The 13,892-nt window shown below is 64.7% G+C and carries 10 protein-coding genes and 1 pseudogene; 9 read left to right on the top strand and 2 right to left on the bottom strand.

What is annotated here, in order from left to right:
* Positions 1-186: 186 nt before the first annotated feature.
* The 9 genes and pseudogenes from ACQ86E_RS21555 (at position 187) to ACQ86E_RS21595 (ending at position 12,746) form a co-directional block, all read left to right on the top strand.
* Entirely contained in the window at positions 187-1,293 is a 1,107-nt protein-coding gene (locus ACQ86E_RS21555) for an efflux RND transporter periplasmic adaptor subunit (RefSeq protein WP_431201698.1), read from the top strand.
* A 180-nt stretch (positions 1,294-1,473) separates the two neighbouring features.
* Positions 1,474-4,612: pseudogene (locus ACQ86E_RS21560) on the top strand (efflux RND transporter permease subunit).
* A gap of 33 nt (positions 4,613-4,645) precedes the next feature.
* Positions 4,646-5,245, top strand: coding sequence for a TetR/AcrR family transcriptional regulator (locus ACQ86E_RS21565; RefSeq protein WP_431201699.1), 600 nt, complete (start codon positions 4,646-4,648; stop codon positions 5,243-5,245).
* 86 nt (positions 5,246-5,331) lie between these two features.
* Entirely contained in the window at positions 5,332-5,955 is a 624-nt protein-coding gene (locus ACQ86E_RS21570; RefSeq protein WP_431201700.1) for a flavin reductase family protein, read from the top strand.
* A 311-nt stretch (positions 5,956-6,266) separates the two neighbouring features.
* Entirely contained in the window at positions 6,267-8,534 is a 2,268-nt protein-coding gene (locus tag ACQ86E_RS21575) for an acyl-CoA dehydrogenase (RefSeq protein ID WP_431201701.1), read from the top strand.
* Positions 8,534-9,817, top strand: coding sequence for an acetyl-CoA C-acetyltransferase (locus ACQ86E_RS21580; RefSeq protein ID WP_431201702.1), 1,284 nt, complete (start codon positions 8,534-8,536; stop codon positions 9,815-9,817). The genes ACQ86E_RS21575 and ACQ86E_RS21580 overlap by 1 nt, the downstream gene beginning before the upstream one ends.
* A gap of 2 nt (positions 9,818-9,819) precedes the next feature.
* Positions 9,820-11,916: a 3-hydroxyacyl-CoA dehydrogenase NAD-binding domain-containing protein gene (locus ACQ86E_RS21585; RefSeq protein ID WP_431201703.1), complete on the top strand. Its 2,097-nt coding sequence runs from the start codon at positions 9,820-9,822 to the stop codon at positions 11,914-11,916.
* Positions 11,917-11,923: 7 nt separating this feature from the next.
* Positions 11,924-12,334, top strand: coding sequence for an acyl-CoA thioesterase (locus ACQ86E_RS21590; protein WP_431201704.1), 411 nt, complete (start codon positions 11,924-11,926; stop codon positions 12,332-12,334).
* Positions 12,335-12,554: 220 nt separating this feature from the next.
* Positions 12,555-12,746, top strand: coding sequence for a hypothetical protein (locus ACQ86E_RS21595; protein WP_015688044.1), 192 nt, complete (start codon positions 12,555-12,557; stop codon positions 12,744-12,746).
* Positions 12,747-12,868: 122 nt separating this feature from the next.
* On the opposite strand, the gene ACQ86E_RS21600 is transcribed toward ACQ86E_RS21595, so the two are convergent.
* Both ACQ86E_RS21600 and ACQ86E_RS21605 read right to left on the bottom strand, forming a co-directional pair.
* Entirely contained in the window at positions 12,869-13,285 is a 417-nt protein-coding gene (locus ACQ86E_RS21600; RefSeq protein ID WP_431206530.1) for a nuclear transport factor 2 family protein, read from the bottom strand.
* A gap of 106 nt (positions 13,286-13,391) precedes the next feature.
* Entirely contained in the window at positions 13,392-13,796 is a 405-nt protein-coding gene (locus ACQ86E_RS21605) for a nuclear transport factor 2 family protein (RefSeq protein ID WP_431201705.1), read from the bottom strand.
* Positions 13,797-13,892 lie beyond the last annotated feature (96 nt).

A 13,892-nucleotide genomic window follows, 5' to 3' on the forward strand; every position in this document is an offset into this window, starting at 1 on the left:
CAGCTTCATCGAGTGCAACGGTGGGCACGCTTCGCGGGCCCACCGTACGATGGCACCGTCTTGGCGTTGATCATCCCAATCCTTACCACCCCTTAACGATCACGCTTTCCTGATGACTGACGATTATTGACTTTCGTCAGTAGTTAGTCGACATTCCCTGCATTGCAGCCGCAGGAGTGTCCTCCGATGTTCGTTCGGTCAGTTTTATTCAGCTACTCCAAGCTCTTGGCGGGTGTGTCGCTGGCCCTGATGGCCGCCGCGCTGGCCGGGTGCAATGACACCGTCGCTGAAAAGGCGGAGCCGCCGCGGCCGGTTCTGGTCGCGACCGCGCATTATGATGCCGAGACACCGGAGCGCAGCTTCGTCGGCACCATCAGGCCGCGGATCGAGAGCGACCTCGGTTTCCGTGTTGCCGGCAAGGTCGCCAAGCGCTTGGTGGAGGTCGGTCAGACCGTCGAGATCGGCCAGCCGCTCGCGACCCTCGACGAGGTCGATTTGAAGCTCCAGGCCGAGCAGTCCGTCGCCGAGCAGACTGCCGCGACCGGCGTGCTGGCCCAGGCCGCCGCTGCCGAGCAGCGCGCCAAGGATCTGAAGGCCAAGGGCTGGACCACCGATGCCCAGCTGGATTCGAGTCGCGCCGCGGCCGACGAGGCCCGGGCGCGCCTGAACCGGGCCGAGCGCTCGGTCGAGCTGACCAAGAATTCCCTTTCCTACGCGACGCTCAACGCCGACGCCCGTGGCGTCGTCACCGCAACGCTGATCGAACCCGGCCAGGTGGTTGCCGCAGGCCAGACTTCGATCCGCGTCGCCCGCTTTGCCGAAAAGGAAGCGGTCGTCGCGATCCCTGAGACGCTGGTCGGACGTGCCAAGTCGGGCGCCGCCAGCGTCACTCTTTGGTCGGAGCCGGGCAAGAAGTACGCGGCCAAGCTGCGCGAGATCGCGCCCACCGCGGATTCCGCTACGCGCACCTATCTCGCGAAATTTTCACTGCCCGAGGCCGACGACAAGGTGTCGCTCGGCATGACCGCGACGCTGACGCTGTCGGATGCCGCCACCGAGCGCGTTGCACGGCTGCCGCTGTCGGCGTTGTTCAACGAAGGCGGCAAGCCTTCCTTCTACGTCGTCGACGACAACGGCGCCGTCACGCTGAAGCCCGTCGTGGTGAAGTCCTACGAGAGCAACGACGTCATCATCACCAGCGGTGTGGACGAGGGCGCCAAGATCGTGGCCCTCGGCGTACAGAAGCTCGATCCGGGCCAGAAGGTGCGGATCGTGTCGTCGTTGTCTTTCTAGATATTTCTTACGAGTTTCGTCGTGCGAGGTGAGTTTCGGCCCGAGCGCAAATGCGAAGGCTGAAGCGGCGAAGCGATCCAGAACCTGCCCAGCCCCCTGGATTGCTTCGCTGCCTCGCGACGACGGTTTGAACAGAGTGGCTGTCGTTTTCTGCAACTGGACCGTCTTTCGGAGAGTGCGATGAAGCGCTTCAACCTTTCGGCCTGGGCCGTCAGCCACCAGACGCTGGTTCTCTTCCTGATGCTGGTGCTCGGCGTCGCCGGCTTCTTCTCCTATCAGAAGCTCGGACGTGCCGAAGACCCGTTCTTCACGGTGAAGGTGGTCAACGTCTCCGTACTCTGGCCGGGCGCGACCGCCCAGGAGATGCAGGCGCAGGTCGCCGATCCCATCGAGAAGAAAATCCAGGAACTGCCTTACTTCGAGAAGGTGCAGACGTATTCCAAACCCGGCTTCACGGCGCTTCAGGTGACCTTCCGCGACTCCACGCCGCCGAAGGACGTGCCGTATCTCTTCTATCTTCTGCGCAAGAAGCTCGCCGACGTGCAAGGCCAGTTGCCCTCGGGCATCCTCGGCCCGGTCGTCAACGACGAGTTCTCCGACGTCGATTCCATTCTCTACATGATGACCGGCGACGGCGCCGACTACGCCCAGCTCAAGAAGGTCTCCGAAGGCTTCCGCCAGCGCCTGCTGAAGGTGCCGGGCGTGACCAAGGTCGACGTCTACGGCAATCAGGACGAGCGCATCTTCGTCGAGTTCAGCCACGCAAAGCTCGCGACCCTCGGCATCACGCCGCAGGCGCTGTTCGATTCTGCTCGCCAAGCAGAATAACGTGACGCCTGCCGGCACGGTCGAGACCTCGTCGCAGCGCGTGCCGCTGCGCGTCACCGGCGCGCTCGACGGTGCCAAGGCTGTCGCCGAAACGCCGGTCGAAAGCAACGGCCGCGTGTTTCGTCTGGGCGATATTGCGACCGTCACCCATGGCTATGTTGATCCGCCGAGCTTCATCGTCCGTCAGGAGGGGAAGGCTGCGATCGGCATCGGCGTCGTCACCGCCAAGGGCGCCAACATCCTCGAGCTCGGCAAGGAGGTCGAAAAGGCCACCGCCGAGTTCATGAAGGCCGTGCCGCAGGGCATCGACGTCAAGCTGATCGCCGACCAGCCCAAGGTGGTCGAGCACGCGGTCGGCGAGTTCGTGCACTCCTTCATGGAAGCGCTCGTCATCGTGCTGTTCGTCTCGTTCCTGGCGCTGGGCTGGCGTACCGGCATCGTGGTGGCGCTGTCGGTGCCGCTGGTGCTGGGCATCGTCTTCATCGTCATGAACACGATGTCGCTCGATCTGCACCGCATCACGCTCGGCGCGCTGATCATCGCGCTCGGCCTGCTGGTGGATGATGCCATCATCGCGGTCGAGATGATGGTGGTGAAGATGGAGCAGGGCTGGGACCGCTTCCGGGCTGCGTCATTTGCCTGGGAATCAACGGCGTTTCCGATGCTGACGGGAACGCTGGTCACGGCCGCCGGCTTCCTCCCCATCGGCTTTGCCAATTCCGCGGTCGGCGAATATGCCGGCAGCATCTTCTGGATCGTGGCGATCGCGCTGGTCGCCTCCTGGTTCGTGGCGGTGATCTTCACGCCCTATATCGGCGTCATGCTGCTGCCCAACATCAAGGTCCACCAGAATCACGACCCGCACGCGGTCTACGAGACCCGGATGTATCGGGGGCTGCGCGCCATCGTGCAGTGGTGCGTCAACCACCGCATCACCGTCGTGGTCGCGACCGTCGGCATCTTCATCGCCTCGATCGTCGGCTTCGGCCATGTCCAGCAGCAGTTCTTCCCGCTGTCGGAGCGGCCCGAGCTGTTCCTCCAGCTGCGCCTGCCGGAGGGCACCGCCTTCAACGTCACCGAGAAGTCGGTGAAGCAGGCCGAGACGCTGCTGAAGGACGACAAGGACATCGAGACCTATACGTCCTATGTCGGCCAGGGCTCGCCGCGCTTCTGGCTCGGCCTCAACCCGCAACTGCCGAACGAGGCCTTCGCCGAGATCGTCATCGTCGCCAAGGGCGTCGAGGCGCGTGAACGCATCAAGGCCAAGATCGAGAAGGCCGCCGCCGACGGCATGTTGAGCGAGGCGCGCGTGCGTGTCGACCGCTTCAATTTTGGTCCGCCGGTCGGCTTCCCTGTCCAGTTCCGCGTGATCGGGCCCGATGCCAACAAGGTGCGCGAGATCGCCTACCAGGTTCGCGACGTCATGCGGCAGAACAAGAACGTCAAGGACGTCCAGCTCGACTGGAACGAGCAGTCGCCCTACCTCAAGCTGGTCGTCGACCAGGACCGCGCCCGCGCCATGGGCCTGACCCCGCAGGACGTGTCGCAGGCGCTTGCGATGCTGATCTCGGGTGCGCAGGTCACGACCATCCGCGACGGCATCGAGAAGGTCGCCGTGGTGGCCCGCGCGATCCCGTCCGAACGTCTCGATCTCGGCGGCGTCGGTGATCTCACCATCACCTCCCGCAACGGCGTCGCCGTGCCGCTGCAGCAGATCGCCAAGATCGAGTATGCCCACGAGGAGCCGATCCTGTGGCGGCGCAACCGCGACATGGCGATCACCGTGCGCTCCGACGTCGTCGACGGCGTGCAGGCTCCCGACGTCACCAGTCAGATCACGCCGAAGCTGAAGGCGATCCAGGATCACCTCGAGCCGGCCTACCGGATCGAGCCGGGTGGCGCGTTCGAGGAGTCCGCCAAGGGCAACGCCTCGATCTTCGTCCTCTTCCCGCTGATGGTCATGGTGATGCTGACGTTGCTCATGATCCAGCTGCAAAGCTTCTCGCGCCTGATCCTGGTGTTCCTGACCGCGCCGCTCGGCATCGTCGGCGCCTCGTTCGGCCTCAATCTCGCCAATGCCCCGTTCGGCTTCGTGGCGTTGCTTGGCCTGATCGCGCTCGCCGGCATGATCATGCGCAACACGGTCATCCTGGTCGATCAGATCGAGACCGACGTCTCGCACGGCCTGACCCGGCGCGAGGCGATCGTGGAGGCAACCGTTCGCCGCGCCCGGCCGGTGGTGCTGACGGCGCTCGCCGCGATCCTCGCCATGATCCCGCTGTCGCGCTCGGCCTTCTGGGGCCCGATGGCGATCACGATCATGGGAGGCCTGTTCGTCGCAACATTCTTGACGCTGCTGTACCTGCCGGGCCTCTATGCCCTGTGGTTCAGGAAGAGCCTGGATGAGGCGGGGACTCCCGATCAATCCGCTGCGTCGCAGCATGGCAGCGATGAGCATCCCGCAATTCCGCTTGCTGAAGCGGCTGAATAAATGAGAAGACTGCTGGCAAACGAGTCCTGATTGATGGCCCTTATTTCGGAACATATCGAAGGCGACACCCGGGATCGTATTCTCGAGGTGGCCGAGCGGCTGTTCCGTCAGATCGGCTATCAGAAGACCACGGTCGGGGACATCGCCAAGGAGCTCAGGATGAGCCCCGCCAATGTCTATCGCTTCTTCGAATCGAAGAAGGCGATCCATCAGGCGGTGGCCCGTTCGCTGATGGGCGAGGTCGAGCTGGAGGCGCAGCGGATCGTGGCGCGGCCGGGGCCCGTCCTCCCGCGCTTCCGCGAGTTGCTCACCACCATCCATCGCATGAACACCGAGCGCTATGTCGGTGACAACAAGCTGCATGAGATGGTCGAGATCGCGATGCAGGAAGACTGGGACGTCTGCGTGAACCATATGGAGTGCATTGGCGGGGTTGTCGGCCAGGTGATCGCGCAGGGAGTTGCCACCGGCGAATTCGAGGCGCCGGACCTGCAACTGGCCGCACTCTGCGCCTGCACCGCGATGATGCGCTTCTTCCACCCCCAGATGATCGCCCAGTGCACCACCAAGCCCGGCCCGACCATCGACCAGATGATCGATTTCGTCATCGCGGGTCTGTCCCCGCGCCCCTGACGGGCGGGGAATTTCTCCTGTAAGCAGGCTCAACGCCCCAGACCGACCGGCTGGTGGCAGGCAATGACGGGCAGGGGAAAGCCAGCGTGACCGACAAAGACCTGTACTTCTACGAGCCCTCCAAAGGCCACGGCCTCAAGCACGATCCCTTCAACGCCATCATCGCGCCGCGGCCGATCGGCTGGATCTCCTCACGCGACACCAAGGGCCACGTCAATCTAGCGCCCTACAGCTTCTTCAACGCCTTCTGCTACGTGCCGCCGATCATCGGTTTCTCTTCCACCAACTGGAAGGACACCGTCGAGAATATGCAGCAGACCGGCGAGTTCGTCTGGAATCTGGCCACGATGGACCTCGCCAGGCACATGAACGCGACCGCCGCACATGTCGGACCCGAGGTCGACGAGTTCGAACTCGCGGGCCTCACCGCCGTACCCGGCAAGCTCGTCAACGTGCCGCGTGTCGGCGAGAGCCCGGTCGCCTTCGAGTGCAAGGTGTCCGACATCGTCCGCCTCAAGGGTGCCGACGGCAAGGAGGCCGATGCCTGGCTGACGCTCGGCGAGGTCGTCGCCGTCCACATCGACAAGGCCATGATCAAGGACGGCGTCTACCAGACCGCCGCCGCTCGCCCGATCGTGCGCGCGGGACGCCGCGGCGACTATTTCGAGATCAAGCCGGAAAACATGTTCGAGATGGTCCGGCCGGATTAAGGCCGGCGCTTCTCTCTCCACCGTCATTCCGGGGCGCGCCGTCAGGCGCGAGCCCGGAATCCATACTCCCGATCGTGGTTATGGATTCTCAGGTGCGCAATTGCGCACCGTAGCTCACGCTTCGCGTGCCCCGGAATAACAGCTGGGCATCCCATCCCCTCCCCGGAACTGCCCCCACGCCCCGGCCGTTAGGTCTTCGGGGCGGCCGCCCGGCCGCGTCAATTCGCTTCTTTTTGCCGGCGAAGTGTTCACTTACCCCCGTCACTTTCCGCTAAAATGCCCGACAACCGCGCCGTTGCATGAGGTCCGCCATGAGCTTCCGCCGCGACACCATCACCAAGCCGATCTTCTCCTGGGCCCGCGGCGTGCTGCCGGCGATGTCCGACACCGAGCGCGAGGCGCTGGAGGCCGGTGACGTCTGGTGGGACGCCGATCTCTTCACCGGCAATCCCGATTGGTCGAAGCTGCTCAAAATCGCTCCGGCCCAATTGACCGACGAGGAGCGGGCCTTCCTCAACGGCCCCGTCAACGAACTCTGCGCCACGCTCGACGAGTGGAAGATCTTCTGGGAATGGCGCGACCTGCCCCAGGAGGTCTGGGCCTTCATCAAGCGCGAGAAGTTCTTCGGCATGATCATCCCGAAGGAGTTCGGCGGCCTCGGCTTCTCGCCCTACGCGCATTCGGAGGTCGTGCGCAAGATCTCCACTCGCTCGATCGCGGCGGCCGTCACCGTGATGGTGCCGAATTCGCTTGGACCCGGCGAGCTTCTGATGCGCTTCGGCACCAAGGAGCAGCAGGAGCGCTGGTTGCCGCGCCTCGCCGATGGCCGTGACATTCCTTGCTTCGGCCTCACCAGCCCCGAGGCCGGCTCCGATGCAGCCTCGATGGTCGATACCGGCATCATCTGCAAGGGCGTGTTCGAGGGCCGCGAGGTCGTCGGCCTCAGGCTGAACTGGCATAAGCGCTACATCACGCTCGGTCCCGTCGCGACGTTGTTGGGGCTGGCGTTCAAGGCCTACGATCCCGATCATCTCGTGGGCAGCCGGGAAGAGCTTGGCATCACCGTGGCGTTGATCCCGACTCATCTGCCCGGCGTCGAGATCGGCCACCGCCATCTGCCGTCGATGCAGGTGTTTCAGAACGGCCCGAACCGGGGCCGCGACGTCTTCATTCCGCTCGACTATGTCATTGGCGGCCAGGAACGCCTTGGGCAAGGCTGGAAGATGCTGATGACGGCGCTCGCTGCCGGCCGTGGCATCTCGCTGCCGTCGCTGTCGGCGGCCGGCGCTGCCTATGCCGCCCGAACCACCGGCGCCTATGCCCGCATCCGCGAACAGTTCGGCATCTCCATCTCCAAGTTCGAAGGCGTCGAGGAGCCGCTGGCGCGCATCGTCGCCACCGCCTATCAGCTCGACGCGGCGCGGCGGCTCACCTGCGCGGCGCTGAACGCCGGCGTTCATCCGGCTGTCATCTCCGGCATCATGAAGCTGCATGCGACCGAGCGAATGCGCACCGCGGTCGACGACGCCATGGACATCCATGGCGGCAAGGCCGTGATCGACGGACCGCAAAACTATCTCGGCAATCTCCACCGCGCCGTTCCTGTCGGCATCACGGTGGAGGGCGCCAACATCCTGACCCGCAACCTCATCGTGTTCGGGCAGGGCGCGATCCGCGCGCATCCCTATCTGCTCGCCGAGATGACCGCGCTTGCCGACACCGACCGCGACCGCGGGCTCACAGCGTTCGACAAGGCGTTCTGGAAGCATGTCGGCCATAGCTTCGAGACGCTGTTGCGCGCCTTCGGACGGAGCTGGACGTTTGGCGCCTTCGCGCCGGCACCGAACGCAGGCGACGCCACGCCGTTCTATCGTCAGCTCTCGCGCTACTCCGCGGCGTTTGCGCTCTGCGCCGACATGGCGCTGCTCACGCTCGGCGGTGCACTCAAGCGCAAGGAGATGCTGTCGGCGCGCTTCGGCGACATCCTGTCCGAGCTGTACCTGTTATCGGCGGCGCTGAAACGCTGGCAGGACGAGGGCCGGCAGAAGGAAGACTTTGCCGCGCTGGAATGGTGCATGGCGACCGGCTTCAAGACGATCGAAAACAGGCTTGCGGAAATCCTCGCCAACCTGCCCAACCGTTTCGTCGCCGGCTTCCTCAAGCTTGTGGTGCAGCCGTTCGGCGCTCGCGTGCTCGGCCCGTCCGATCGCGTCGTGCACCAATGCGCAAGTCTCGTGCTGGAGCCCTCGGCCGCGCGCGAGCGCCTGACGGCGGATCTCGCTTATGTCGATGACGACGGCGGCTTCGCCCGGCTGGAGCGCGCGTTCACGCTGGTCACGGGCACCGACGCCATCGCCAAGCGCATGCGCGCCGCGCACATCCGTGACTGGAAGGACGCCGTGGCCAAGGGCGTGATCACGCAGGCCGAAGGCGAGCAGCTTGCCGCCGCCCGCGAAGCTGTCACAAAAGTGATCGAAGTCGACGATTTCGCGCCGGAGGCGCTGTCGCCGATTTACAAGAAAACCGGAGATGTGCATCAGTTCTTCCAGGAACTCGGTGAACAGAGGGCGGCGAGCTGATGGCACGACCGGTTTTCATCGTCGACGGCAGCCGGACGCCGTTCTTGAAGGCGCGCTCGGGGCCGGGGCCGTTTACGCCGGTCGATCTCGCCGTGCAATGCGGCCGGCCGCTGCTGGCGCGCCAGCCGTTTTCGCCGGATGATTTCGACCAGGTCATCCTGGGCTGCGTCAACGTGATCGCGGACGAGATGAACCCGGCTCGCGTCGCCGCGCTCCGGCTCGGTATGGGCGAGGACATGGTCGCCTTCACCGTGCAGATCAACTGTGGCTCCGGCATGCAGTCGATCGACACCGCCTACCGCTACATTCGCGAGGGCCACGCCGACATGATCCTCGCCGGCGGTACCGAGGCCCTGAGCCACGCACCGCTGGTCTGGCCGAATTCGGGCGTGCGCTGGTTTGCCGGCCTTGCCACGGCCAAGGGCATCGCCGCGAAGGCGGCCGCCGCCTTCAAGCTGCGGCCGCGCGATCTCAAGCCCATCATTGGCCTGGAGCGCGGGCTGACCGACCCCATCACCGATCTGAACATGGGCCAGACTGCTGAAGTCGTCGGCCATCTCTTCGGCATCACGCGCGCACAGTCCGACGCTTACGCCGCCGAGAGCCATCGCCGGCTCGCGCATGCGCAGACGGAGGGCTATCTCAAAGGGGAGGTCGAGACCGCGTTCTCCCGTAATGGAAAATTCTTCGACCACGACGACGGCGTACGTCCGGACTCGACGGCCGAGACGCTGGCAAAGCTGAAGCCGGTGTTCGAGCGCCCTTGGGGGCAGGTCACCGCCGGCAATTCCTCGCAGATCACCGACGGCGCCTCCTGGGTGATCCTCGCCTCCGACGCGGCGGTGGCGAAGCACCGACTGACGCCGAAGGCCGCCATCGTCGACAGCAACTGGGCCGCGCTCGATCCCAGCATCATGGGGCTCGGTCCGGTGATGTCGGCAACGCCGCTGCTTGCGCGCAACGGCCTCACAATTCAGGACGTCGAGACCTGGGAGCTGAACGAGGCTTTTGCGACCCAGGTGCTCGGCTGCCTCGCCGCCTGGAACGACGACACATTCTGCCGCGAGATTCTCGGACTCGACGGCGCCGCCGGCGAGATCGACCGCGACAAGCTCAATGTCGATGGCGGCGCGATCTCGCTCGGTCATCCCGTCGGCACTTCCGGCAACCGCATCGTGCTGCACCTCGTCAACGCGATGAAGCGGCTCGGTACGCGGCGCGGTGTCGCCACCGAATGCATCGGCGGCGGGCTCGGCGGCGCCATGCTGATCGAGGCGGTGTGACCATGGATTCGAAGATCATGACCGCGCTCGGCGACCGCGTGCTGGAGCTCGGGCCCAAGCCCGCCACTGACAGCCCCTACAAGCATTTCAAGTTGACGCGCGATGCCGACGGTGTCGCCTGGCTGCTGTTCGATCGCGCCGATGCAAGCGCCAACACGCTCTCTTCGGATTTGATGGAGGAATTCGACGCCGTGCTCGCGGCGATCGAGACCGAGCGCCCGGCCGGCCTCGTGATCCGCTCGGCCAAACCTTCCGGCTTCATTGCCGGCGCGGACGTCAACGAATTCCGTGGCGCCAGCGATCCTGCGATAGTGGAGACACGTATCCGCGCCGCGCATGCCGTGGTCGATCATCTGGAGGCGCTGAAGCTGCCGACGGTTGCGGTGATCCACGGCTTCTGTCTCGGCGGCGGCCTCGAGGTCGCGCTCGCCTGCCAGTCGCGCATCGCCATCGACGGCGCGCGCTTCGGCTTCCCCGAGGTGATGCTCGGCCTGCATCCCGGTCTCGGCGGCACCGCGCGCTTCACCGCGCTGGTCAATCCGACCCAGTCGATGACGCTGATGCTGACCGGCCGCGCCATCGATGCGCGCCGCGCCAAATCGCTGGGCCTCGTCGATACCGTGACGCAGGAGCGCCATGTCCGGGGCGCGGTGAAAGACGTCCTGTTCGGCCGGCTGAAGCGGGCCAAGCCCGGCCTGCTCACGCGCGCGGCCAATCTCGGGCCGGTGCGTGGCTTGCTGGCCAAGCGGATGCGCTCGGAGGCGGCAAAGGCCGCACCCCGGGAGCATTATCCCGCGCCTTACGCGCTGATCGATCTCTGGGAGAGCCATGGCGGCAGCAAGGCCGCGATGCTGAAGGCCGAGCAGGCTTCCTTCGCCAGATTGATGGTGACGCCGACCGCGCAGAATTTGATCCGCGTGTTCTTCCTGCGCGAGCAGATGAAGAAGACGACGGGCGGCGGGAATACGATCAAGCACGTCCACGTCATCGGTGCCGGCGCCATGGGCGGCGACATCGCCGCTTGGGTAGCCGGGCAGGGGATACGCGTCTCGCTCGCCGACATGAAGGCGGAGCCGATCGCCGGCGCGGTGAAGCGCGCTGCCGAGCTCTACGGCAAGATCATCCGCAAACCGACCGAGGTGCGTGACGCGCTCGATCGGCTGATCCCCGACATGGACGGAGAGGGCGTCCGCAACGCGGATCTCATCATCGAGGCGGTGCCGGAAAAGCTGGAACTGAAGCAGAAGGTCTATGCCGGCCTCGAGCCGAAGATGAAGCCGGGCGCGATCCTCGCCACCAATACGTCGAGCATTCCGCTGCAGGACCTGCGCACCACGCTGGCGCGGCCGGAGCGGCTCGTCGGCCTTCACTTCTTCAACCCGGTGTCGCGGCTGCAACTGGTCGAAATTGTCAGCCATGACGGCAACGATGCACAGGTCCTGAAACAGGCGCTCGCCTTCGTCGGCGCGATCGACCGTTTGCCGCTGCCCGTGAAGAGCTCGCCCGGCTTCCTCGTCAACCGCGCGCTGACGCCGTACATGCTGGAAGCGATGGTGATGCTGGACGAGAAGACCGACCAGCGCCTGATCGACGCCGCCGCCGAGCAATTCGGCATGCCGATGGGGCCGATCGAGCTGGCCGACCAGGTCGGGCTCGACATCTGCCTCGACGTCGGCGACATGCTGCGCACCAGGTTCGGCGATCTCTTGCCGCCGACACCGGCCTGGCTGCGCGAGAAAGTCGCCAGGGGCGAGCTCGGCCGCAAGACCGGCAAGGGCTTCTACACCTGGAAGGACGGCAAGGCGGAGAAGGCACCGCTGGCCGAGACCGGTCCGCGTGTCACCGACCAGATGATCGACCGGCTGGTGCTGCCGATGTCCAATGTCTGCGTCGCGGCCCTTCGCGAAGGCATCGTCGATGATCCCGACGCCGTCGACGGCGCGATGATCTTTGGCACCGGCTACGCGCCTTTCCGCGGCGGGCCGCTGAATTATGCGCGCACGCGCGGGGTGGAGAATGTCGTATCCACCATGCGCGCGCTGGCCGAGCGATTCGGCGCGCGCTTTGCGCCCGATCCGGGCTGGGACAATTTCAAGTGAGAGCCATATGACCGACGAGTCCGACACCGAACCGAGCGGCGATCTCTGCATCCGCACGCTAGCGATGCCCGCGGATACCAACGCCAATGGCGATATCTTTGGCGGCTGGCTGCTCAGCCAGATGGACGTCGGCGGCGGTGTGTTCGCATCGAAGGTGGCGAGATCTCGCACCGTAACGGTGGCGATCGAGGCGATGAATTTTCGCAAAGCGGTCTATGTCGGCGATCTCGTTTCCGTCTACGCCAATCTCGTGCGCGTCGGTCGCACCTCGATGACCGTGCACCTCGAAGCCTGGGCGCTGCGGCGCAGGGAGCTTCGGCCGATCCTGGTGACCGACGGTAATTTCACCTATGTCTCGATCGACGACGAGGGACGTCCGCAGGCGATCAGTCGGGATGATCCGCCGATCGCGACGTAACCGCGCGCGGCGCTCTGTCCATCTCACGAACATGTGCAGGCGGCCAAACGCGGCGTGACTGAGTCAACGCGTCGCGGCTTCGCCAACAACCAGTCATAAAACGGATGAGGTCCCCAAGTACTTAATTGCACGTCGATTCGGGGTGGAAACCGGCTGATTTGCCTGAGGAACTTTTGGGCAGAGATCCGGTTATTTGCCCGCATTGAGGAATCTACGGGCCATGCCGGACAGCTACATCATCGAAGTCAATTCACAGACCGCGGGTATCGTCGTTCGCGGCCAGGGCGGATACTGTTTCTTCGCCTCGTCCCACCAGTTCAACCGCCTCGAAGGCCAGCTCTTCCGCAACGCCCGCGAAGCCGAGCGCGCTGCGCGCAAGCTGGTTAACGGCGATGTGAGGGAAGCGGCGTAGGTGCTGCACTTGTCATTCCGGAGCGCGCGAAGCGCGAGCCCGGAATCCATTTTGCCTCAGAAGACGTTGATCAATGGATTCCGGGCCCGCGCCTTTCGGCGCGTCCCGGATGACGCCGGTGATCACAGCTTCGTCGCGGAGCGCGACAACAGCCTCCAATCGTCGCCCTGCTTCAGCCAGTTCATCAGGATATGAAGGCTGTTTGCCACTTTCTGTCCGCCGGTCGTCATCTCGGCCAGCCAGTGGAAGCGCACGATCGCGGCGGGGCCGACGATCTTGATGGTCGGGTCCTTGTACGTGATAGACAGGAATTCGGTCTTCCCGTCGGTGGCGTTGGCGATGAAGGCCGCCTTGTCCTCTAGGAAGCCGCTCGAATGGCTGTAGCTCAAATCGTCCGCGCAAAGCGCGCTGAGCGCCTTCGGGTCGGCCGCGATCTGGGCAAGACGAAAGGCCTCGACGTTCTTTGCCACCGCTTCGTGGTCCCTCGTGGCAGCATGATCGCGATTCAGTGTCATCGTATCCTCCGTTCTTGCCGCCATGCGGCGAGCTACACCCTCCCGCAACAGGAGGGGCAGAATCGTCATCACAATTTCGTCGCAGCCCGCGACAACAGCTTCCAGTCGTCGCCCTGCTTCTGCCAGTTCATCAGGATGTGAAGGTTGGTCGGCACTTTTTCCCATCGGCCGCCATCTCCTGTTCCGCGACCCAGTGGAAGCGCACGATCGCGGCGGGACCGACGACCTTGATGGTCGGCTCCTTGTATTCAATCGACAGGAACTTCGATTTGCCGTCGGTGGCATTGGTGATGAAAGTCGCCTTGTCCTCGACCTTGCCGCTGGAATGGCTGTAGCTGAGATCGTCCCAGCACAGTGCGCCGAGCGCCTTTGGGTCTGCCGCGATCTGGGCGAGGCGGAAGGCCTCGACCTTCTTTGCAACGGCGTCCTCGTCGGCCGAAGCCGCCAGCGCGGGTGTCGTGACACCGGGCGCTGAGAGGACAAGCGCCGAGACGGCAAGAGTCGAGAGAGCCAGATCGCGTCGGTTGATCGTCATCGTTTCCTCCTTTTTTGATCTTGCGCCGAGTGTTGCAGCCGTGCGCGGCTTTGTCGAGTGTCGCGTGACGGTCACGTCGATGCGTCATTGCGCGAT

The organism is Bradyrhizobium betae (assembly GCF_050632175.1).
In the GTDB taxonomy this organism is placed as follows: domain Bacteria; phylum Pseudomonadota; class Alphaproteobacteria; order Rhizobiales; family Xanthobacteraceae; genus Bradyrhizobium; species Bradyrhizobium betae_B.